The 21,132-nt window shown below is 55.8% G+C and carries 24 protein-coding genes; 13 read left to right on the forward strand and 11 right to left on the reverse strand.

Translation table 11 applies throughout. The annotated features are described in order from the left end of the window. Positions 1–63 precede the first annotated feature (63 nt). Positions 64–609: a carboxymuconolactone decarboxylase family protein gene (locus AC2FLO_RS11545; protein WP_496751869.1), complete on the forward strand. Its 546-nt coding sequence runs from the start codon at positions 64–66 to the stop codon at positions 607–609. On the opposite strand, the gene mnmA is transcribed toward AC2FLO_RS11545, so the two are convergent. Then, entirely contained in the window at positions 606–1,751 is a 1,146-nt protein-coding gene (mnmA, locus tag AC2FLO_RS11550) for a tRNA 2-thiouridine(34) synthase MnmA (protein WP_496751867.1), read from the reverse strand. The two genes, AC2FLO_RS11545 and mnmA, sit on opposite strands and share 4 nt — an antisense overlap. Positions 1,752–1,879: 128 nt before the next feature. Here mnmA and sciP point away from each other — a divergent pair, with 128 nt between their 5' ends. The 5 genes from sciP to AC2FLO_RS11575 all read left to right on the forward strand — a co-directional run bounded on the left by sciP (position 1,880) and on the right by AC2FLO_RS11575 (position 7,673). Then, positions 1,880–2,167 carry a CtrA inhibitor SciP gene (gene sciP, locus AC2FLO_RS11555; protein WP_480472681.1) on the forward strand — a complete coding sequence of 96 codons (288 nt, stop codon included), beginning with the start codon at positions 1,880–1,882 and terminating at the stop codon, positions 2,165–2,167. Between the two features lie 91 nt (positions 2,168–2,258). Continuing rightward, the gene (gene ctrA, locus AC2FLO_RS11560) at positions 2,259–2,975 is read left to right on the forward strand and encodes a response regulator transcription factor CtrA (protein WP_480584195.1); all 717 of its coding nucleotides are present in this window, start codon (positions 2,259–2,261) and stop codon (positions 2,973–2,975) included. A gap of 123 nt (positions 2,976–3,098) precedes the next feature. Next, positions 3,099–5,351 (forward strand): NAD-dependent DNA ligase LigA, encoded by a 2,253-nt coding sequence (ligA, locus tag AC2FLO_RS11565; protein ID WP_496751865.1) that lies wholly within the window; start codon positions 3,099–3,101, stop codon positions 5,349–5,351. Beyond that, positions 5,348–7,438 (forward strand): ATP-dependent DNA helicase RecG, encoded by a 2,091-nt coding sequence (gene recG / locus AC2FLO_RS11570; protein ID WP_496751863.1) that lies wholly within the window; start codon positions 5,348–5,350, stop codon positions 7,436–7,438. Before ligA ends, recG begins: the two co-directional genes overlap by 4 nt. Before the next feature lie 112 nt (positions 7,439–7,550). Further along, positions 7,551–7,673 (forward strand): hypothetical protein, encoded by a 123-nt coding sequence (locus tag AC2FLO_RS11575; RefSeq protein WP_267366389.1) that lies wholly within the window; start codon positions 7,551–7,553, stop codon positions 7,671–7,673. Between the two features lie 184 nt (positions 7,674–7,857). On the opposite strand, the gene AC2FLO_RS11580 is transcribed toward AC2FLO_RS11575, so the two are convergent. Together AC2FLO_RS11580 and AC2FLO_RS11585 are read right to left on the reverse strand one after the other, a co-directional pair. Then, entirely contained in the window at positions 7,858–8,496 is a 639-nt protein-coding gene (locus AC2FLO_RS11580) for a MarC family protein (RefSeq protein WP_496751861.1), read from the reverse strand. 58 nt (positions 8,497–8,554) lie between these two features. Next, positions 8,555–9,007, reverse strand: coding sequence for an iron-sulfur cluster assembly scaffold protein (locus tag AC2FLO_RS11585; protein WP_480584200.1), 453 nt, complete (start codon positions 9,005–9,007; stop codon positions 8,555–8,557). 48 nt (positions 9,008–9,055) lie between these two features. Between AC2FLO_RS11585 and hisI the strand changes: the two genes are divergently transcribed. Further along, entirely contained in the window at positions 9,056–9,445 is a 390-nt protein-coding gene (gene hisI, locus AC2FLO_RS11590) for a phosphoribosyl-AMP cyclohydrolase (RefSeq protein ID WP_496751859.1), read from the forward strand. A 3-nt stretch (positions 9,446–9,448) separates the two neighbouring features. On the opposite strand, the gene gluQRS is transcribed toward hisI, so the two are convergent. From gluQRS to AC2FLO_RS11610, 4 genes are all read right to left on the reverse strand, one after another. Then, positions 9,449–10,330, reverse strand: a complete 882-nt coding sequence (gene gluQRS, locus AC2FLO_RS11595; RefSeq protein ID WP_496751857.1) for a tRNA glutamyl-Q(34) synthetase GluQRS — start codon at positions 10,328–10,330, stop codon at positions 9,449–9,451. Further along, complete coding sequence (locus AC2FLO_RS11600) at positions 10,327–10,941, reverse strand: class I SAM-dependent DNA methyltransferase (protein ID WP_480505215.1); 615 nt, start codon at positions 10,939–10,941, stop codon at positions 10,327–10,329. Before AC2FLO_RS11600 ends, gluQRS begins: the two co-directional genes overlap by 4 nt. 37 nt (positions 10,942–10,978) lie before the next feature. Further along, positions 10,979–12,319, reverse strand: a complete 1,341-nt coding sequence (gene trmFO / locus AC2FLO_RS11605; RefSeq protein ID WP_496751855.1) for a methylenetetrahydrofolate--tRNA-(uracil(54)-C(5))-methyltransferase (FADH(2)-oxidizing) TrmFO — start codon at positions 12,317–12,319, stop codon at positions 10,979–10,981. A 255-nt stretch (positions 12,320–12,574) separates the two neighbouring features. Beyond that, positions 12,575–13,360 (reverse strand): enoyl-CoA hydratase, encoded by a 786-nt coding sequence (locus AC2FLO_RS11610; protein WP_496751853.1) that lies wholly within the window; start codon positions 13,358–13,360, stop codon positions 12,575–12,577. Between the two features lie 58 nt (positions 13,361–13,418). Here AC2FLO_RS11610 and AC2FLO_RS11615 point away from each other — a divergent pair, with 58 nt between their 5' ends. Next, entirely contained in the window at positions 13,419–13,862 is a 444-nt protein-coding gene (locus tag AC2FLO_RS11615) for a PaaI family thioesterase (protein WP_496751851.1), read from the forward strand. Positions 13,863–13,922: 60 nt separating this feature from the next. Here AC2FLO_RS11615 and AC2FLO_RS11620 read toward each other — a convergent pair whose 3' ends face one another. After that, on the reverse strand, positions 13,923–14,150 hold the full coding sequence (locus AC2FLO_RS11620; protein ID WP_496751849.1) for a DUF1127 domain-containing protein: 228 nt from the start codon (positions 14,148–14,150) through the stop codon (positions 13,923–13,925). A gap of 99 nt (positions 14,151–14,249) precedes the next feature. On the opposite strand from AC2FLO_RS11620, the gene AC2FLO_RS11625 reads away from it, so the two are divergent. The 5 genes from AC2FLO_RS11625 (at position 14,250) to AC2FLO_RS11645 (ending at position 19,073) form a co-directional block, all read left to right on the forward strand. After that, a complete protein-coding gene (locus AC2FLO_RS11625) occupies positions 14,250–15,653 on the forward strand; it encodes an aminotransferase-like domain-containing protein (protein WP_496751847.1) in 1,404 nt (467 codons plus the stop codon). Positions 15,654–15,814: 161 nt separating this feature from the next. Further along, positions 15,815–16,273, forward strand: coding sequence for a 50S ribosomal protein L13 (rplM, locus tag AC2FLO_RS11630; protein ID WP_209503960.1), 459 nt, complete (start codon positions 15,815–15,817; stop codon positions 16,271–16,273). Between the two features lie 6 nt (positions 16,274–16,279). Further along, positions 16,280–16,765, forward strand: a complete 486-nt coding sequence (gene rpsI, locus AC2FLO_RS11635) for a 30S ribosomal protein S9 (RefSeq protein ID WP_209503959.1) — start codon at positions 16,280–16,282, stop codon at positions 16,763–16,765. A gap of 167 nt (positions 16,766–16,932) precedes the next feature. Continuing rightward, positions 16,933–17,568: a GIY-YIG nuclease family protein gene (locus AC2FLO_RS11640; RefSeq protein ID WP_496811678.1), complete on the forward strand. Its 636-nt coding sequence runs from the start codon at positions 16,933–16,935 to the stop codon at positions 17,566–17,568. Positions 17,569–17,573: 5 nt separating this feature from the next. Next, on the forward strand, positions 17,574–19,073 hold the full coding sequence (locus AC2FLO_RS11645) for a tyrosine-type recombinase/integrase (protein ID WP_496811679.1): 1,500 nt from the start codon (positions 17,574–17,576) through the stop codon (positions 19,071–19,073). 639 nt (positions 19,074–19,712) lie between these two features. On the opposite strand, the gene AC2FLO_RS11650 is transcribed toward AC2FLO_RS11645, so the two are convergent. The 3 genes from AC2FLO_RS11650 to AC2FLO_RS11660 all read right to left on the reverse strand — a co-directional run bounded on the left by AC2FLO_RS11650 (position 19,713) and on the right by AC2FLO_RS11660 (position 21,051). After that, entirely contained in the window at positions 19,713–20,285 is a 573-nt protein-coding gene (locus AC2FLO_RS11650) for a tyrosine-type recombinase/integrase (RefSeq protein ID WP_496811680.1), read from the reverse strand. Positions 20,286–20,419: 134 nt separating this feature from the next. Continuing rightward, positions 20,420–20,761 carry a DUF6626 family protein gene (locus AC2FLO_RS11655; RefSeq protein WP_496811681.1) on the reverse strand — a complete coding sequence of 114 codons (342 nt, stop codon included), beginning with the start codon at positions 20,759–20,761 and terminating at the stop codon, positions 20,420–20,422. 14 nt (positions 20,762–20,775) lie between these two features. Then, positions 20,776–21,051 carry a hypothetical protein gene (locus AC2FLO_RS11660; protein ID WP_496811682.1) on the reverse strand — a complete coding sequence of 92 codons (276 nt, stop codon included), beginning with the start codon at positions 21,049–21,051 and terminating at the stop codon, positions 20,776–20,778. Positions 21,052–21,132: the final 81 nt, after the last annotated feature.

The raw sequence follows: 21,132 nt of genomic DNA on the forward strand, positions 1-21,132 counted from the left end.
TCCGAGACCGTCTGTTGCAGCGGTGCGGACTTAAGATATCCTCGCTGAAAAGGAGATTTCATCATGACCCGCATCCCCCCTTTGTCAGACCCTGAGATGGCAGACGAGACACGCGCGTCACATGCGGCTTTGGGTGCTTATGGCCCGTTCGACAATTGGGCCCGGGTTGCCGCACATTGTCCACCGGTTCTGGAACATGTCGCGGGCATGTTGACGGCGTTGCGGGAACAGCAAACCTTGCCGCGTCGTGCGCTGGAACTGGCCATGGTGACGGTTTCCAAATTGAACGCCTGTGACTACTGCGTCTCGCATCATACTCCGCTGTTGACGGTTGCAGGTCTCAGCCCCGAAGGCGCGGCGCGTTTGCCAGATGTCGACAACCACCCCGAACTGGACGCGTGCGACAAGGCTGTCGTGCGATACGCCGAGGCGGTGACGACACGTTCAGGCCGCATGCGCGACGCTGAGGTTTCCAACCTACGGGACTGGTTCAGCGATGCCCAGATTGTCGAGTTAACCTGGCGCATCGCATTGTGCGGTGCATTCAACCGGTTCAACGATGCGCTTCAGATCCAGATCGAACCGGAGGTTGAACCCGTTTCAGCCTAGTATCCGCGCCAGATCCAGCCACCGCCAAAGATGCGGCTGCCTTCTGAGGCATAGAAGACGCAGGCCTGACCGGGCGAGATGCCTTCTTCGGGTGTCAGCAATTCCACCTCAGCAGCGGTGTCGGACAGCGGTCGAATAATGGCCTCGCGCGGGGGGCGGGTCGAACGGACCTTGACTGACAGGTGCCATTCTTCGCGCGATGTGAAGGCTTCATCGCCCAGCCAGTTGATCTCACGCACGGGAACGACACGCGTTGCCAGCATCTCTTTGGGGCCGACAACGACCTGTTTTTTGTCCACGTCCAGCTTGACCACATAAAGCGGCTCGCTCAGGCCGCCGATGCCCAAGCCGCGCCTTTGGCCGATCGTGTAATGGATCACCCCGTTGTGCTGTGCCAGAACGCGGCCATCGGCATGAACAATCTCACCCGGTTCCGCAGCACCGGGGCGCAGCTTTTCAATGACGTTGGCATAATTGCCGTCGGGCACAAAGCAGATGTCCTGACTGTCGGGTTTGTCCGCCACAGACAACCCATATTGAGCCGCCATTTCGCGGGTCGCGTCTTTTGACGGCAAATGACCCAACGGGAAGCGCAGGAAATCAAGCTGTTCGGGCGTTGTCGAGAACAGGAAATAGGATTGATCCCGGTTAGCGTCTTCGGCACTGTGCAGTTCCGGGCCGTGTGGCCCCATCTTGCGCTGGATATAGTGCCCGGTGGCCATACAGTCGGCCTCAAGATCCTTGGCGGTTTCCAGCAGGTCCTTGAATTTTACGCGCTCGTTGCAGCGAATGCAGGGGACGGGTGTTGCGCCTGCCAGATAGCTTTCCGCAAACTCATCGATCACCGCGTCCTTGAAGATGTTTTCATAGTCCAGAACATAGTGGGGAAACCCACGCTCTTCTGCTACGCGGCGCGCATCGTGGATATCGATCCCGGCACAGCACGCCCCTTTCTTGGCCAAAGCCGCGCCATGGTCATAGAGTTGCAGTGTCACCCCCACCACATCATAGCCCTGATCGGCCAAGTAGGCCGCGACGACGGAGCTATCGACGCCCCCTGACATGGCTACAACCACCCGCGTTTCCGAGGGCGGTTTGGCAAAGCCAAGCGAGTTCAGCGGGGTCTCGGTGTCGAGGGCCATTGGCGGTTCCTGTCCGGGTTAAGAAAGACCGGCAGAATATAGGAAAATTCTACACACTCTCAAGGGGCGGTTTCATACGACCTTAAGTAGGCTGGTGCCAGCTTTGATGCAGCAAAAAGGGTAAAGCGATGTATTTGCACAAAGTGGAAGGGCCAAGGTCTGTTTCTCTGCCGGATGGATCCATACTGACGCGCGCCGATCTGCCGCCGACAAGCACAAGGCGGTGGGTGGCCTCCCGCAAGATTCTCGTCGTGCGTGGGGTACTTTACGGGCTGATCAGCCTGTCTGAGGCAAAACAGAAATACGGCATCAGCGACGAAGAATTCAACGGCTGGGTTTCCCTGGTCGCGGAACACGGTGTCGAGGCTTTAAAAGCCACGGCCTTAAAAAAGTATCGACAACCTAAAGGAGAGTAGGAATATATGATTCAACGGTAACGTCAGATTAACTATTCTTGGTCAGGTTTAATTTTAATTGGAACTATTGACCCGAATTGGAGCAGTGAAAATGCGTATACTTCTTGTCGAGGATGATCCGACCACGTCTAAAAGCATCGAACTGATGCTGACGCATGCGAACCTAAACGTTTATGCTACGGATCTTGGCGAAGAAGGTATCGATCTGGCAAAGCTCTACGATTACGACCTGATCTTGCTGGACCTGAACCTGCCGGACATGAACGGGCATGAAGTGTTGCGCCAGCTACGGATTGCCCGTGTGGAAACACCGATCCTGATCCTTTCGGGCACAGATGATACGGACAGCAAGATCAAAGGTTTCGGGTTTGGCGCGGATGACTATCTGACCAAACCCTTCCACCGCGAAGAACTGGTGGCCCGCATTCATGCCATCATCCGCCGGTCGAAAGGGCATTCGCAGTCCATCATCCATACAGGTCGCGTGGCTGTAAATCTGGACGCCAAGACCGTTGAGGTGGACGGAAAAACCGTGCACCTGACAGGAAAAGAGTACCAGATGCTGGAATTGCTCAGCTTGCGTAAGGGTACGACTCTGACCAAGGAAATGTTTCTGAACCACTTATACGGAGGCATGGATGAACCCGAGCTGAAGATCATCGACGTCTTCATCTGCAAACTGCGCAAAAAACTCAGCAATGCAACCGGTGGTGAGAATTATATCGAAACCGTTTGGGGGCGGGGCTACGTGTTGCGCGACCCGCAAAGCAACACTCTGGACGAGACGCGAATGGCGGTCGGCCTCTGATTTGAACCGTTTGTGTCGCTGGTGGTCCAGGGCGGCACATTGCACTCACGGCTCAGCACATCTGGACCTGGCCATGGCCTCGCCCTATCACTGAGGTCCAAGAACGCGTGACAGGGCGAGGCCATGAGCAATTCCATTCCCATATCAGACCTGACGGATGATGAGGCGCGTGCCGAACTGGCGCGGTTGGCGGACTTACTGTCCCGAGCCAACACGCTGTATCACGCAGAAGATGCGCCCGAGTTGTCGGATGCGGATTATGATGCCCTCAAACGCAGAAATGCCGAGATCGAGGCGCTTTTTCCGCACCTGAAACGTGCTGACAGCCCGACAGAGCAAGTCGGGGCCAAACCGGCGGATGGGTTTTCAAAGGTTACTCATGCCGTCCGAATGATGTCACTGGGAAATGCGTTCGACGATGGGGACATTGCCGATTTCGACGCCTCGATTCGCAAATATCTGGGCTTTGATGCAGGCGCGCCGCTGGCTTTCACAGCTGAACCCAAGATTGACGGCCTTTCTTTGTCCTTGCGATATGAGAACGGACAGCTGGTTCAGGCCGCAACGCGGGGCGACGGTGAAGTTGGCGAGAACGTAACGGCCAACGCCTGCACAGTCTCTGATATTCCACAGCAGATTGGAAACGCGCCTGACGTTCTTGAGGTTCGGGGTGAGATTTACATGTCCCACTCTGATTTCGAAGCGTTGAATGAGCGGCAGACTGAACGGGGGGGCAAACCCTTTGCCAACCCGCGCAATGCGGCGGCAGGGTCACTGCGCCAGCTGGATTCGGAAATTACCCGATCCCGCCCATTGCGTTTCTTCGCCTATGCCTGGGGTGAACTGTCAGAGCCTTTGGCGGATACCCAGATGGGAGCAATTGAGCGTCTTGCGACCCTTGGGTTCCCCACGAATTCCTTGACGCGCCTATGTGCCACGACTGAGGACATGATCGCTCATTACCGGGATATCGAAGCGCAGCGTGCGACCTTGGGGTATGATATCGATGGGGTCGTCTACAAGGTAAACGATCTGTCATTGCAGGCGCGTTTGGGTTTCCGTTCGACGACGCCAAGATGGGCAATCGCACATAAGTTCCCAGCCGAACTGGCCTGGACCAGGTTGGAGGCGATTGACATTCAGGTTGGTCGAACAGGGGCGCTCAGCCCCGTGGCACGGTTGCATCCTGTAACGGTTGGCGGGGTGGTCGTCTCCAATGCCACTTTGCACAACGAGGATTACATCGCCGGGCGCGACGCCAAAGGCGGCACGATCCGTGATGGAAAAGATATCCGAGTGGGCGATTGGGTTCAGGTCTATCGCGCGGGCGACGTGATCCCCAAACTGTCGGATGTCGACTTGTCCAAACGCCCCGCCGATGCACGCCCCTTTGCCTTTCCGACACATTGCCCCGAATGCGGAAGCGATGCGATCCGTGAAGAGGGCGACGCGGTTCGACGGTGCACCGGCGGCCTGATCTGTCCTGCGCAGGCCGTTGAAAAGCTGAAACATTTCGTGTCGCGCAAAGCCTTTGATATAGAAGGGCTGGGTGCAAAACAGATTGAAATGTTCTATGGGGATCCAACCCTTCCGATCAATGCGCCAGCTGATATTTTCACGCTGGAACAGCGGGACGCAGCCAGTCTGACGCGGTTGAAAAACCGGGACGGGTGGGGCGAAACATCCGCCAGGAACCTTTTCGAAGCCATTGATGAAAAGCGGAAAATTCCTTTTGCGCGCTTGTTGTTTGCACTGGGCATTCGACATGTGGGCGAAGTCGGTGCGCGCGATCTGGCACTGTATTATCGTGATTGGGATGCGATGGCGCTCGCGTTGGACACTGCACGACCGGCTGCACTGGCGCAACGGCGGGCGGATGAGGCGGAAGACGCAGAGCGTGCGGCAGCGCAGCTTGAAGGGCGTCGCGCACGCGTGAAAGAAGTGCGGGACGCAGCCATCGCGGAGGCCAATGTCGCAGCCGATGCCAATGCCGCCTGGGCAGAGCTGATCGGCATCGACGGAATTGGCGCAACGCTTGGCCTTTCATTGTCGGACGCGTTTGCCAATGAAGAGGAACGACGGGCTTTCGACACGCTGCGCAGCGAATTGACGGTTATCGCCCCCGACGCGCCAGCCTCGGACAGTCCGGTCGCGGGTAAAACCGTAGTGTTCACCGGAACGCTGGAAAAGATGACCCGCGCCGAGGCGAAAGCGCGGGCCGAGGCGTTGGGCGCGAAGGTTTCCGGATCTGTCAGCAAGAAAACCGATATTCTGGTCGCGGGTCCCGGGGCCGGGTCAAAGGCGAAAAAGGCAGCGGAACTTGGGATCGAAACTTTGGACGAGGATGGCTGGCTTCAGCTGATAGAAGGCGCATGAGCGGACGGCCCGAACAGCTTTTCCCGCTATTTGCGGGGCTGGAAACGTTGGATGGCGTCGGCCCCAAGACAGCGCAGGCCATGGCGCAGACCGGGGTGGAATCCCCGCGCGATGTTCTGTTCAGCCTGCCTTATGCCGTGGTGGATCGGCGCAGGCGGGATTCAATACAGGGGGTGGACCTGCCGGCCACTCTGACCGTGGAAGTGACAGTTGGCCCGCACAGACCGCCCCGCAGCAAGGGGGGTGCCTATCGCGTTCATGTCGAAGACAGTCAGGCCGATTTCCAGCTGGTCTTCTTCCACGCACGTGGTGAGTATCTGAAGAAAGTGTTGCCACAAGGATCACGCCGCGTGGTTTCCGGCAAGTTGGAACTGTTCGACGGCATGGCGCAGATGGTGCATCCGGACCACATGCTGCCCGTTGAACAAGCAGGAGATATCCCGGAATTCGAACCGGTTTACCACCTGACGCAAGGGCTGACGCAGAAAACAGCGTTCAAGGCCAGCCGCAGCGCATTGGCACGCGCACCCGAACTTGAGGAATGGATCGATCCGGCGCAGGTGTCACAGCAAAACTGGCCGAGCTGGTCGGCGGCCGTTCACGCCGGTCACAATCCACGCGGCGCGGATGATGTAGCGCCGTTTGCCCCTGCGCGTCAGAGGTTGGCGTATGACGAGTTGTTTGCGCATCAGCTGACGCTCGCTCTGGCCCGGCAGCGAGAGCGCAAGTCGCGGGGAATCGTCAGCGTGGGAACCGGGGTACTGCAATCGAAGGTGCTGGCAAGCCTTCCATATCGCCCGACCGGCGCACAAACACGCGCCATTGATGAGATTTCGGCTGATATGGCATCTGACGCCCGAATGAACCGGCTGTTACAGGGCGACGTCGGCGCCGGTAAGACGCTGGTGGCCTTCATGGCCCTTCTGATCGCGGTTGAGGCAGGCGGGCAGGGCGTGATGATGGCCCCGACCGAAATTCTGGCGCGCCAGCATCTGGAAGGATTGCGCCCCCTGGCGGAGCAAGCCGGAGTGGTTCTGGAACTGCTCACCGGGCGTGACAAGGGCGCGGAGCGGCGTGCCAAGCTTGAGGCGCTTAAACAAGGCGATATTCACATACTGGTTGGCACACATGCAGTGTTTCAAAGCGATGTTGAATTCCAGGCGCTGAGATTGGCCATCGTCGACGAACAGCACCGGTTTGGCGTGCGGCAGAGGATGGAGTTGTCGGAAAAAGGCAAGGGGGCAGATGTTCTGGTAATGACTGCCACCCCCATCCCGCGCAGTCTGGCGCTGGCGCAATACGGCGACATGGATGTTTCGGTGCTGGATGAAAAGCCTCCGGGGCGAAAACCGATCAAAACGGCGATTGTCAACACACAGCGCATGGACGAAGTCATAGCCCACCTGCGGCGTGCGATTGATGAGGGGCGACAGTGTTACTGGGTGTGCCCTCTGGTCGACGAATCCGAAGTTTCGGACCTGACAGCGGCCGAGGAACGCTTCAAACGCCTGCGGGCCATTTTGGGTGAGGGCGTTGTGGGGCTGGTTCATGGTCAGATGCCACCTGCCGACAAAGACGCCGCGATGAGCGCATTTCAGAACGGGAAAACAAAGGTCCTTGTTGCCACGACGGTGATCGAGGTCGGCGTGAACGTACCCAACGCAACGATCATGGTCATTGAACGGGCCGAGATCTTTGGGCTGGCGCAATTGCACCAGTTGCGGGGGCGCGTCGGGCGCGGGGATGCGGAATCCACCTGTTTGCTGATGTATCAACCACCGCTCAGCGAGGGAGGGCGCAAGCGGCTGGAGGTTCTGCGCGAGACAGAGGATGGCTTCCGAATCTCGGAAACTGACCTTGAGATGCGAGGCGCGGGCGATCTGATCGGAACTGCGCAATCCGGGTTGCCAAAATTCCATATCGCGGATCTGGAACGTCAGGCAGGATTGATGGCCGTCGCCCAATCCGATGCGCGGGCGCTGCTAACGACCGATCCCAAACTGACTTCGGACAGGGGAAGGGCCGCACGTGTACTTTTGTGGCTGATGAAACAGGATCAGGCGATCCGTTTGATTTCAGTGGGTTAGCTGTAACGTTCCCTAAAGTTCACAAATGTTCTCAAAAAGTTCTTTACCTGTGCTTGGAAATATGAGAACAAAAGGTCAACAAAGGATTAAAACTCTGACCGGAGGTGACCCTATGCTGACCCAGATCAAGACCGCTTTCAGCCGCGCGCAATCGACCATCCTGCAGGATGCCGTTGGCGTGTTGTCTTTGGTCGTGATGCTGATGGTGGCCCTTCACCTGCCGGTTGGTTTCTAAGCCTTTCTGCCTGCGATCTCGTGCCGAAAAATCCGCGCTGTCATCCCCATTTCAGTCAAGGGTGACCTGCCTGTCCCAAACCCCTTGAGGGGCCATGCCTCGGCCCCGCGCGGTACACCGGACCCCACACGAGACACGCAATACCTGCCGCCGCCCTTTCGCCCGGAAAGCGCGGCGGCTTTTTTTACAATTGGCCGGTTTTGAAGATCTCCAACAGCGCGGACAGGACTGAGTTGGCAGCAACCGAGGCTAAAATCATCCCCATGACACGGCTGATGATTGCCGCGCCTGAATGACCGATCAGCCGAATGATGGGCTCGGCCAAAAGCATCAGTACCAACGCAACCAGCAATACGGAAAGCATGACAAGCGCTGTGATACCCTGATCCGCGATGCTGTAACGGTGGTTGTCAGTTAGGATAACAATTGCCAGCATTGCGCCGGGGGATGCCAGTGAAGGCACGGCAAGCGGGAAAATCGCCGGGTTCTGCTGATGATACGCGTCTTCACGATCTTCTTCGGCTTGCCGTTGTTCGATCTCTTGTTTGCTTTCACCAAAGATCATCGTCAGGGCAAACAGAAACAGAATAATGCCGCCAGCGACCTGAAACGAATTCAACCCGATATCCAGCGCTTCGATCAGCACCTGACCAAATACAAGGAAGAACAGCAATACGGCAGCACTTATCACGGCTGCTAACATCGCTGTCCGCCGCCGGCCTGCCGCGTCCAATCCGGCAGTAACAGCAATGAAAACGGGAATTGTTCCAATCGGGTCGATAACGACCCAAAGCGTAACGAAATGCTCGAGCAAATTATTCAAACCCATCCCTCCTGAAATCTGGGCAGAGGGTAAACGGGTTTACACCAAATAGCTATAATCAGGCGCAGTTTGCCTGTTCAGCCTGCGCCATGGCCTCAGCCGTGGCATCCAGAACCAGCAGGATCGACGCGTGGCGGTTTTTATAATCCCGTGCGGGCATAAGCACCTCAAGCCCATCAAACGGCGCATCAGGTGCAGGGCCGCCAGTCTTGAGCATGGCCGCCAACTGATCGCGCGCAGCTTCGACCTGCGCCCGCGACGCGCCAATTATCGCTTCCCCAACGACCGAGGCGGACGCTTGCCCCAAAGCGCAGGCTTTGACTTCCTGACCAAAGGCACTGATCTGACCATCGCGAACCTTGATGTCCACAGTTACAGTCGATCCGCATAAAGGTGAGCGTTTCTTGACGGTTGCATCGGGATCTTCCAGTCGCTCAAGATGCGGAATATCCGCAGCCAGCGCCAGAATGCGCCCGGAGTACAGCTTAATCAGGTCGTTCTCGCCGCTCATGGCTTTCCCTCGTCGTGTGTTACCCATACATAGTGGCGAGCCCACCGGATGCAAAAGGTTTTTGAGATGTCTGACCCAGTCGTGTTTGATCCCTCTACTTTGAGATTTAATGAGGCGGGTCTGATCCCGGCGATTGCGCAGGATGAAACATCGGGCGAGGTTCTGATGATGGCCTGGATGAATGTACAGGCAGTTGAAAAGACCCTCGAATCCAGGCGGGTGACCTATTGGTCACGCTCGCGGCAGGCTTTCTGGATCAAGGGCGAAACCTCGGGCCATGTGCAGGAATTGGTGGATCTCCGGATCGATTGCGACCGGGACTGCCTATTGGTTCTTGTCCGTCAAACCGGCGCAGCCTGTCATACCAACCGACGAACCTGTTTTTATACCGCCGTTCGGGATGGGATCGAAACTGAACTGATGGCGCCAATGGAATAGGGGTCAAAGCCCAACCATTCGGCGTATGTCATCTGGGCTGGCCCCTTCAGCCCGGTACTTTGCAATTGCGCGGGCATCGTCGCGTTTGGCCAGCCGTTTGCCTGCATCATCGCGGATCAGATCATGATGGAAATACTCGGGTGTCGGTAGGTTCAACAACGCCTGCAAAAGAACGTGGATGCGGGTTGCTTCGAACAAGTCCCGCCCTCGAACCACCTGTGTTACGCCCTGAGCAGCATCTTCAAGCACAACGGACAAGTGATACGACGTCCCCATGTCGCGGCGGGACAGAACTACATCACCTATGGTGGTGACCAACTCATCAGGCGTGAAAGTGATAATGCCGGTTTCGCCGCCCGGACCCGATCCCAACTCAAGAAATTGGTACCTGTCCGGGTTGCGGACCGCCTGACACGCCTTGACCACGTCCAATCGCAAGGGGTCCTGAGTTGGACGAGGAAGGTTCGATAAATCTTTGCCAGCAAACCTTTTTCGACAGGTTCCAGAGTACACAAGCCCGTCGGGTCCAAGCATGGGTGCGCCTTCCTGCGGCGCACTGGCTGCTGCTGCGATATCTTTGCGATTACACGTGCATGGATACAAAAGCCCCTGCGCCCATAGCTGGTCCAACGCCTTATGGTAAACGTCCATACGATCCGATTGGCGCATTACGGGTTCAGGCCATGTCAGCCCCAGCCATCTGAGGTCGCTGTATATCTGATCCTCCCATAGCTGTCGTGAGCGGGATCGATCGATATCCTCAATTCGCAGCAAGAACCGGCCGCTTTCAGATGCGGCCCTATCGCTGGCAACCAACGCAGAATACGCGTGCCCGAGATGAAGGGGGCCTGTTGGGGATGGCGCAAAGCGCGTTACAAGAGTCACGCTTTTTCTAATACATACACGTCAGAGTTAAGGTTGATTCCAGGCAGGTGGGGACCGTGTTCACGAAATAACAAACGTGCTGCCCCCATGTCGACCCAATCCGTCAGACGGCAGGTGAATTTATGGTCCGCCAACGCATGATCGTTCAGCGAAAAGCCAAGCAAACCACCCTTGGGCAGTGCGTGCATCAACAAATCCAGTGTCTCGGGCGGGGCAGCACCTTTTCCGATCACTCCTATGGCTGTGATCATCGTGTACTCCCCACGTTTCAACGGCGCGGGCTTGGCGATATCGAATCCGGTCAATGTTCGGTAAACGCCCTTGCTGGCGGCTTCCTGAAGCATGTTTTCTGTTGGGTCCATCCCATCGATGACCTCAAAGCCAACTGCGCGCAGGGCAAGCCCCGACAACCCGGTGCCGCAGCCGTAATCCAGAATGGGTGTCTGAGGCTTCGGTGCGAAAGACCACAAAGCCGCTGCTACACGGCCCGGCGTGGCGTAACCGTGTTCACCAACTTCCTTTTCATAGGTTGCAGCCCAGTTCTGATAGTGCGCTTCAGTCGCTTCAGGCGTGCCGAGATTGTATGTGCTGTTCAGAAACGTGTCGTTCATTCCAGCATGCTAGGCTGAGACCGCATTACGCGTCCAGTCAGCAATGCTCCAGCCAGGTACTCCATTCGGCTTTGGCCCGGTCGGTATAGGCCTTGTACCTGTCTTTACGACCCCGACGACCGCCTTTCAGACCATCCACGGGGCGAAACAGGCCGAAATTCACGTTCATCGGCTGAAAGGTCTTGGCCTCGGCACCGCCCGTTATGTGGTGAATCAAAGCACCCATTGCGCTGTCTTGCGGAACGGTTGGCAGGTCACGCCCCAAAATCTGAGCGGCGGCCAGCCGACCGGCCAGCAACCCCATCGCGGCGCTTTCTACATAGCCTTCGACACCCGTGATCTGTCCGGCAAACCGGATGTTGGGTTTGGATTTCAACCGCATTTGCGAATCCAAAAGCGTGGGAGAGTTGATGAACGTGTTGCGGTGGATGCCACCCAACCGGGCAAAGCTGGCATTTTCCAAACCCGGGATCATACGGAACACTTCGGTCTGGGCACCATATTTCATCTTGGTCTGGAAACCCACGATGTTGAACAAGGTGCCCAAAGCGTTATCACGGCGCAGCTGCACCACCGCATGAGGTTTCACGTCGGGCTCATGCGGGTTGGTCAGCCCGACCGGTTTCATCGGACCATGGCGCAGCGTTTCGCGACCGCGTTCGGCCATAACCTCGATGGGTAGGCAACCGTCGAAGTAACCTGCTTTCTCTCCTTCGTGAAATTCAGTTTTATCTGCTGCCAGAAGCGCGTCTACGAAGGCTTCGTACTGATCCCGGTCCATCGGACAGTTCAGATAGGCTGTGCGTTCTTCTTCGGTCTCGCCCTTGTCGTAGCGTGATTGCATCCACGCTTTGCTCATGTCGATGCTCTCGGCATAGACGATCGGTGCGATGGCGTCGAAAAAGGCAAGTGCGTCAGACCCTGTCTCGGCCTGGATGGACTGACCCAGCGTGGGTGACGTCAGAGGACCGGTCGCAAAGATCCACTGGCCTTTGTCGGGCAGGGTCGTCACTTCTTCGTCGGTTACCGTCACACGCGGGTGGGCGCGAAGTTTTGCGGTCACACTTTCTGCAAACGGGTCACGATCCACAGCCAGCGCGCCACCGGCTGGCAGGCGGTGTTCATCGGCCGTTGTCATGATCAACCCATTGGCGGCGCGCATTTCCCAATGCAGCAGGCCCACGGCATTCTGCTCATCATCATCCGAGCGGAACGAGTTCGAACAGACCATTTCCGCCAGATTGCCGGTCTGGTGTGCAAAGGTGCCGATGGTCGGACGCATTTCGTGGATCACAACATCCACGTCCATTTCAGCAGCTTGCCAGGCCGCTTCTGACCCGGCCATGCCGCCGCCTACAATATGCAAAACTTGTGTCATGCGATGCCACATATGGCAGACCACAATCGGGCGCAACTGAGGCAAAGCGGTTTCGCGAATTTTGTGGAAGGGGTCTTGGGGTCGCCGCTGCGGGATTGTCAGCGCTGGTGAGAGAAACCAGCTGGAGGGACCTTCCGCCCACGGCGACCCAAAAGTGTCCTGAGACCTTGGCCTCGACCCAGCTTTGCCACAGTGTCGCCCTTTTGGAAAGTGCAAAATTAAAAACAGTGGCGAAAAATGTGCAAAACAATTGCATTATTGGGACCAATTTGGGGGGCGTTTTTCGATAAAGGCTGAAATGCCTTCTTCTGTATCCCGGTACAGCATGTTTTGCGCCATTACGTCGCCGGTATAGGCATAGGCCTGTTCCAACGGCATCAGAAGCTGTTGATAAAACGCCTCTTTGCCTATCTTGACGGCGGCTCCCAGCTTGGAGGCAACCTGTTCTGCCAGCGCATTGGCTTCTTGTTCAAGATGCGTCATGGGGACAACGCGGTTGACCAAACCCAAATCGGCAGCACGTTCGGCTGATATGAAGTCTCCGGTTGTCAGCATCTCAAATGCCTGCTTTCTGGGGATATTGCGGCTGAGGGCCACCATTGGGGTGGAGCAGAATAAGCCGATATTAACCCCGTTCACCCCAAACCGCGTGTCTTCGGCGGCGACGGCCATGTCACAGGTGGCCACCAACTGACACCCGGCGGCGGTTGCAATGCCGTGGACCTCTGCGATGACGGGCTGGGGCAGGGACTGGATCGACATCATCACTTTCGCGCAGCGCGAAAACAGGTCATTGAAATAAGCTTTGCCGCCATCTTCGGACTGGCGTCCGGCCGTCATCTGTTTCAAATCGTGGCCAGCGCAAAATGCCTTGCCCTGACCCGCCAAGATCACTGCCCGGATCGATGCGTCTTCACGCAACGTGTCCAGTTCAGCCTGAAGCGCCGACAGCATCTCGTCACTCAGCGCGTTCAGCCTCTCTGGGGCGTTCATTGTAAGCCGCGCAACAGCGCCGGTGTCGTTACGTTCCAGAATTGCCATCTTGCCCTCCGATCCCATGTTGGGCCAACTCTAGGTCGGTATGAGCAGGAGGGAAAGCATGGCGTTGGCAATGAACCGGGACGAACTGTCACAATACCTTAAGCAGGTTTTCCCGCAGGTGCACAAAGACTTTGTCGTCGAGGACCTGACCGAAGATACAATCACCATGCGCCTTGTTGTGCAGGATCAGCATTTGCGGCCGGGGGGCACGGTTTCGGGGCCATCCATGTTTGGGTTGGCCGATATTTGTGTATACGCAATGGTTCTGGCGCGAAAAGGGCGTCAATCCCTGGCGGTCACAACGAACAGTTCCCTGGATTTTTTGCACAAACCAGAAGGCAACAAGGACATGATCGCCAAATGTCGCCTGCTGAAACTGGGCCGGACTTTGGCCGTCGGTGACGTGCTTATGTATTCCGATGGCGCAGAAGACCCAGTTGCCAGAGCGACGATGACCTATTCCCTGCCACCAGCAGGGTCTGCAGCCGCGAAATTCGGATAAAAAAGACCGGGGACAAGCCCCGGCCCAGGAAGAGGTCCCAATAATGGGACTGGGGATCAGTTAAATCTGCCAAAAATGGCGCTTTACTTCGCGGCGCGCATCATGACGGGTCAGACCGACGTCTTTCAGCAAGCGGTCATCCAGATAACTAAGATTGACGCGGCTGCGGCGACGACGCTCCCATTGAGTGACCGCTGCCGCAAACCGCACGGCCAGTGCAGCGGCCAGAGGCAGCCGGGGGCTGTCGGTCAGCAGCAGAAGGGCGGTGGTGTGCATTGTGCGTGTCATCTCGGAATTCCTTTCAAATTGTATTGACACAAATTAGCTGTACTTGGTACACATGACTGATACATTCGAAATTGTGTCAAAAGCAAAGGAAGAATTGTAATGGATACAATTTGGCCAGAGGCGCTGTCAAAAGCTAAAGGACCGAAATACACTCTGGTTGCTGACACAATTCGAAAAGCCATAGATAACAAATCTTTGGAAGTCGGTGTCAAACTCCCTCCGGTGCGCGAACTGGCGTATCGACTGCAAATAACACCTGGTACAGTCGCGCGTGCCTATACAATCCTGACAGATGAGGGGTTGTTACAAGCCGAAGTCGGACGCGGTACATTTGTTGCGCCGCCGAAATCGCCCATTCTTGACGACGTTTGGGCGCGGCAACTGCATCTTCGCGACGACAAGTACAATGCCAATGTAAGCCTGTTCAGCCCAAGGTTGGCGGATATGGGGCAGGTGTCCCTGATCCGTGAATGTTTGAAAAAAGTGTCGCAAGCCGATCCGGGTTTGTTTCTGAATTACCCGACGCGCGATGCGTACCAGCCCGTACGACAGGCGGTTGTGGACTGGTTGTCAGATCTTCCGCTGGGTGCACTGACCCATGATGATATTGTGTTGACACATGGTGGCCAGAACGGGCTTTGCGTTGTGTTTCAGACGATCCTGCGCGGGCCCAAACCTGTCGTACTGGTCGAGGACCTGTCTTATGCCGGGTTCCGTCGCGCAGGCGAACTGATGCGCGCGGAAGTGGTCGGTGTGAAGATGGACAAATGGGGTGTCGATCCCGCAGCTTTAGAGCATGTTCTGCGCCAGATCACAGCGCAGGCCGTCTGTGTGTCGCCAGAAGTACAGAACCCAACGGGAGCGCACACGCCGCTGGAGCGGAGGAAAGAGATCGTTGAGATTGCCCGTCGCTTTGATTTGCAGATCATTGAAGATGACTGCTATCGCATGGGCGAAGCCCGAGAGCCCAGCTTTCGGGCGCTGGCGCCTGAACGGGGATGGCACGTGTCATCAATCTCAAAGATTCTGACACCGGCATTGCGTGTGGGTTTTGCTATCGCCCCCAGAGAAAGAAGTGTGGATTTGCGCCGGTCCGCTGAATACGGATATTTCGGATTAGCCCAACCGTTGGCGGAATTAACCCGTCATTTGTTGTCCGATCCGCGCACGCGCCAGATCGCCAAGGATGTGCGCACGCGGATGGGGGATTATCTACGCGTTGCCGTCAATACCCTGGGTGGGTTTGATCTGAACTGGGGCCCGGACGTTCCCTTTGTCTGGCTGAGCCTTCCGTCTGGCTGGCGGTCGGCTGCATTCAGTCGCGCGGCCGAGCGGGAAGGGATACAGCTCCGATCCGCCGACGAATTCGCGCTGCGCGATGGGCGCGCGCCGAACGCGGTACGTATTGCCATGAATGGCCATGTGTCGCTGGAACGGTTCGAGGACGCGATGCAACGCCTGCGCGTACTATTGGACAATCCACCTGAACAAATCAGCGTTTGAAGGTGGGGTAAAATAATACCTATTTTTTAAGCCTTTGTTTTTACGTATATAAATAAGACAAGTGTTGCTTGACCTGCGTGCAGGCACCTCATAAAACCCGTCCATCGAATTCGGGCCGCTCCGCTGGGGCGGTCTTTCACATCAAACAGGACTATCCTGCCATGAAAACCTTTTCTGCAACACCTGCAGACATCGACAAGAAGTGGATCCTGATCGACGCCGAAGGCGTTGTTCTGGGCCGTCTTGCTTCGATCGTCGCCATGCGCCTGCGTGGCAAGCACAAAGCGTCGTTCACCCCGAACATGGACATGGGCGACAACGTCATCGTGATCAACGCTGACAAAATCCAGATGACCGGCAAGAAGCGCGAAGAAAACTTCTACTGGCACACTGGCCACCCGGGCGGCATCAAGTCGCGCACCAAACAGCAGATTTTGGAAGGTGCGCACCCCGAGCGCGTGGTCTTCCAGGCCGTCAAGCGCATGCTGCCAGGCAACCGCCTGTCGCGCCAGCAGATGACCAACCTGCGTATCTATGCCGGTGCCGAGCACCCGCACGAGGCCCAGGCCCCCGAAGTTCTGGACGTCAAGTCCATGAACAAGAAAAACACCCGGAGCTAATGACCGATGGTTGATCAGATCAATACTCTCGAAGAGCTGAGCGCCGTCGCAGGCGTTGAAACCGTGGCCGAAGAAGTCATCGTGCGTGAACCCGTACGTGACGAGCTGGGCCGCTCCTATGCCACCGGCAAGCGTAAAGACGCTGTTGCCCGCGTCTGGATCAAGCCGGGTTCCGGCAAAGTCACCGTGAACGGCAAAGATCAGGACGTCTATTTTGCACGCCCCGTTCTGCAGCTGATCCTGCGCCAGCCGTTCCAGGTTGCCGGCGTAGAAGGTGAATTCGACGTTGTTGCAACCGTCAAAGGCGGTGGCCTGACCGGTCAGGCCGGTGCGGTCAAGCACGGCATCTCGAAAGCGCTGCAACTCTATGATCCGAACCTGCGTGGTGCCCTGAAAGCCGCTGGCTTCCTGACCCGCGACAGCCGCGTTGTGGAACGTAAGAAATTCGGTAAGCGAAAAGCCCGCCGTTCGTTCCAGTTCTCGAAGCGCTAACAGCGAACGAGCATTTTGCTCAACAAAAACAAAGGGCTGCATATCCTGCAGCCCTTTTTCTTTGCGTAGCAGCTTTGCAGCAGCGCGCTGAATTCATTGACGTATTGATTTAGCGAAATTAGCATAACGATAGCGTTTGAGGCATGTGCAGCTAGGATTATTTAAGTATGGCAACAGTTTACGTTCTCACAAACCCAGCTTTCGAAAATTACGTAAAGGTGGGCAAGACGACGAACTTGGAGCAACGCCTGCGACAGCTAGACAATACCAGCGTGCCCTTGCCATTTCGCTGTGTATACGCTGTTGAAGTAGAGGATGACGCTCAAGTTGAGCGACTGGTTCACCAGGCATTTGCTGACCACAGAACCAGAACAACGCGCGAATTTTTCGAAGTTGATCCTCAACGCGTGATTGCAGCTCTTAAGCTCACACGTGGACGCGATGTAACGCCGAAAGGAGACATTGCGGAAGATGAGGAAGGCGTGAAGGCGCTTGAAAAAGCTACACGCAAGCCGCGCAAGACATACAAGTTCTCTGATGCTGGTTTGAAGGTAGGAGACGTAATCCACTACGCAAACAATGACCAAGTTGCCGCACAGGTCATAAGCGAAAAGAAGGTGCTGTTTGAGGGTGAGGAAACGAGCTTAAGCAAATCCGCGCTGACGCTGCTGCATAGGGACGGCTACACTTGGCAAACTGTAAATGGTTGGCAGTTTTGGATGTTTGAAGAGGAAACGATTGCAGAGCGACTTGAGCGGATGCTTGAGGACGCCGAAGAAGCTGACGCGGACATGGACGAGTAAGGAAGGTGGCATTTTACGAAAATAGGCGGGAACACTATGGCGGTGCGCTTGTGCTGTTTCAGCGTAATCTCGCTGTTGCCGTCCCCAACTCTAAAACGCACCGTCAGCCAACCTGGTATATGCGGCTGAAGATTGGCGGGCGCAAAGGTTACATCACGCGCAGCACCAAGCTGACTGTTTACGAGGACGCTTACGAGTATGCGAAGAGCGAGCTACTGCGTTTACAACAGGCTGCGCGGCTTGGGCACAGCTTAGACGAATACACTTTTGAGAAGCATTGGCACGATTGGTATGAGCGCAACTTGCGCAACAGCACTTGGGCTGACGAGCGTGCGCGCTGGCACAAGATGTATTTCAACCGTTATTTCAAAGACTACTTTTCCAACAGCGACGGCAGCTCAATGCTGCTCAACGACATAACCTCGCAGTATGCAGCTGGGTATTGGGATTGGCGTAAGGCATATTGGTCAAGCGAGAAGGCGACCAAGCTGCGTGACTACAATCCAAAACGACGTGGGGCGAAAACGCGTGGCACGGCAAATGCTAAACCTGCGCCCGCGTTGAAGACGCTGCAAATGGAGCAAAGCGCGCTTAATCAGATTTTCTACGACGCAATGGAACAAGGGCGCATGCAGCAGATCGTTAAGATGCGTGTTGCTGCAAAGGGGCAAACTCCAAGCAGGCGTGCTGGCTTTGACACAGGCAGCGAGTATGCGGTTCTGGTGCGGAATCTGCGCAGCTACAGGGATTGCGTGGGGCGCTTCGCAAGCGAAGGGCTGAACGCTTGGCATAAGCTTCATCGCGCGCAGTTGTCTCACTTTATCATGTTCCTACTTCACAGCGGCTTGCGCGTCGGCGAGGCGCGCGAGATGCGCTGGAGTGATGTGAAACTTGATGAAGAAGTTGAGGGCGAAGAAGAACGCATTGCGGAAGTGCATGTGAGCAAGAAGACGAAGACAGGACAAGCGCGGTTTGTCCAAACGCAACCAAGCGCGAACAGGGCTCTAAAAGAATGGCGAAAAATCTCGCCACATACAGCGAGGAACGATTGGGTTTGGTTTGGGCAGAAGCATGATGCAGACGGCAAACCGACCCAAATTGGCGATCTCAACAAGAGCTTTCAGCAATATTTGCGCGCGATTGATTTTGAGGGCAGGCAAGATGGCTTGCTTTACGACAGGGATGGGGGAAGGCGCAGCTTGTATAGTCTGCGGCACACATACGCTACGCAACGCTTAGAGAAAGGCGATGTGAGCGTGTATGACTTGAGCATAAACATGGGCTGTAAAGTGAAGCAGATCGAAACGCACTACAGCCATGTCGTTTCAAAGCAGCGCAGGCAGCAGATAACGCAAAACAAGCGAAAAAAGAACACGAAGCGAGAAGACAAAGCTGCGGCTGAAGCTGCGTCATTTTTGGCTGACGCACATCGAATGTTGCAGTTGGGACAGCTTAGTGAAGAAGCGTTCATAGCTATTGCCAGATCGACGCCAAGCGCGAACTGAACATATATTCCGGCTAGTCTTTCCAATGCATGCTAGGTCTATTCGTTGCGTAACTGCTTCGCAGTTCCACACGCACCTTCAGCTCTCTTTCGTCCTTTGCTCACGCAAAGAACTCAGAGCAGCTTTGGTGCCTTTTTTTGATATCCAATAGTTTATGATTTTATGGGGGTATTCTGTAGGTTTTGAAGCCATAGAGAGGCTTAACGCCTCTCATTGGCACGGCATTCTGTGAGGTCCGTCCACCATCTGATGCGCACAACCAGCAAAGCTGGGAGGTAGGGTTGGGCTGTTACCTTTAAGTGCGTGGAGTTGATCCCAACGCAACGCTGCGGAAGCCATCAGCCGCCGCCGCAGCACATACGAGGTGCTGATTGCTCAGCCTCTCTTCTCGTTCCATCGCATAATGTTTTTCAAGCCAGGTTGCGACTTTGCTTGTTGATCGCCTCCGCTAGCGTTCTGCGCTGACAAGTTCCGATGGCTACAGCTGATTGGCTGGCAAACTCAATGTCGTAGATGGGGCGCTATGCGCGGATGTGTGACGCGGCAGTGGGTGGCTGCTCTTGCACATGTAGCTATTTATTAGTGCGCTAAGGATCGCTGCGAAAAAGGTGCAATTTTCGCTTTTCTATGTGATGGCGACTAAATCAGCTCAATAGCGTTGCGAAGCTTGCTTTCATTGTAGTCGATGTAGCGCTGCGTGGTGCTTATATCTTTGTGGCGTGCCAGTGCTTGAATGACGCGCACGTTCACGCCCTTGTCTGCAAGCTCAGTCAAAAACTGCCGTCTTCCGCTGTGGCTGCTGGCTCCTTTTATGCCGGCAAGCGCGTAGAAGCGTGCAAACAGGTTTACAATCGTTTGAGCGCTGAAGCCGCCACGCTTTGCACTGAAAAACAGTGCTGCGTCTGGTTTGCTAACGTGGCGGGGATAAGCGGCGGCATATGCAGCAAGTGCTCTATGCAGCCGCTTGCTCACTAACACCGTGTTCGCCTCTTCACCCTTCGTCTGTCCTGCCGTCAAGTAAACCGTATCTCGCACAGCGCCGTTCGCATCGAACACGTCACCAACTTTCAGTCCAGCAATCTCGCATGCACGCAGTCCTGCAAAGAAGCTGAAAGCAAAAATTGTGCGATTGCGCGCGCTGTAGCGGTGCGCATCAACGATTGCATAGACGCGTTTTTGTTCTGCTTGTGTCAGTAGCTTTGCCTGTTTCATCTCTCACCTGAAATGTGTGTTTCTATCGTAATCCATTGTAATTCCACACATTTTGCAAAGCGACCGAAGAATGCAATCTAGCTAAGTCTTTGTATTCAAGCGAGGTTTTATGAAGATGTTAGAGATTACTATTTTCATAACAATTTGTTGGTGCGCACATCGCTTAGGGCGACTTCGGTTATCCGATGCTGTTCATGCAGAAACGCTCTCAACGCTTCCTGTATGTGATCCAACGCCAGAATCTCTGCCTCTAAGAGACCGCCCATGCGTCTCTGCCTCATGCGCAGCAGCAGCTGCTTGCGGTTCGACGTGTCCAAGCAGCTGATCGCTGCCGTTACACTGAAGTCTCGCTTGCTGTGCTTGCGCTCTGCATACCAGCTACGGCTTTTACAGCACCAATCGGTGCTAAAGTCCTCTGCCGATGCAACTAAGTCGTGTTCACACAGCAGCTCAAATACCTTTTCAATCAACAACACCTTACTCTCCAATTTCAGCGCCCATTGTATTTGGGCTTCTTTGGCTTTGAGGGTTCCGCAACAGGAACCGGCTTCACCGGCGGTTTTGGATCGACCTCAGTCTCTCGCCCCTTCGCCTTGCGCCGCTTCGCTGCCGCATCACCCTCGCGCACCTCAACGCGTAGTTGCCTGACGAAATCAGCGGCGGCGTCGAACAGCATTTGTGCCGTCTCCAACCTCTGCCGCCTGTTCATGCCGGTGTAGTCCACGCGCAGCTGACGTAGGGTCTTGTTCAAATCACTTGGGTGCATCGCATCGTCCTCCTGCCAGTATTTAGCTTTAGCGGGCTAAGGAGTTTGGAAACGCGGGCGAAAGGGGGCAGTATGGCGACA

The sequence above is a fragment of the Ruegeria sp. TASC047 genome (assembly GCF_059612445.1).